At 70.7% G+C, this 777-nt stretch carries 1 protein-coding gene; it reads right to left on the reverse strand.

The genetic code is table 11. The annotated features are described in order from the left end of the window. On the reverse strand, positions 1 to 777 hold a 777-nt coding region (locus tag IRT45_RS36385; protein ID WP_194810274.1), incomplete at both ends, for a phosphopantetheine-binding protein.

Here is a 777-nt window from a genome sequence, read left to right on the forward strand (position 1 = left end):
CGCTGCTGCGCCAGCGACAGCGGCACCAGCTCGGGCCGATGCTGCGGCACCAGCGCCGCGCGACCGCCCGCACCGGAACGGGTTTCGGCCCGCGCCGCCAGACCGGCGACGGTGGAGGCCTCGAAGATCTCGCGCACGCCCAGCTGGGTGTCCAGGGCCGAGGACAACCGCGCGGCCACCTGGGTGGCGATCAGCGAGTTGCCGCCGAGGGCGAAGAAATCGTCGTCGAGGCCGACCCGGTCCACGCCGAGCACCTCGGCGAAGGTGCCGGCGACGATCTGCTCCACCGGGGTGACCGGCGCGCGGAACACCGCCGCCTCGAACACCGGGGCGGGCAGGGCCTTGCGGTCCAGCTTGCCGGAGGCGTTGAGCGGGAATTCGTCGAGCACCATCACCAGCGCGGGCACCATGTAGCCGGGCAGCTGCCGGCCCAGTTCCTCGCGCACCGCTTCGGCGTCGATCGGAAGTCCCGGTGTGGCAACGACATACGCCACCAGCTGATCGCCGGTGTGCTGGTCGCCACGCACCACCACGACGGCCCGGTCGATCTCGTCGAGCCCGGTCAGCGCCGTCTCGATCTCGCCGAGCTCGATGCGCAGACCGCGCAACTTCACCTGGAAGTCGGTGCGGCCCAGGTAGTCCAGTTCACCCTGTTCGTTCCAGGCCACCAGGTCGCCGGTGCGGTACATCCGCTCACCGGCCCCATCCGACACAGCAAACGGGTTGGCCACGAACCGGTCCGAACTCAGATCCGGACGCGTCACATAGCCGTGCGCG

The sequence above is a fragment of the Nocardia sp. BSTN01 genome (genome assembly GCF_015354405.1).
GTDB lineage: Bacteria > Actinomycetota > Actinomycetes > Mycobacteriales > Mycobacteriaceae > Nocardia.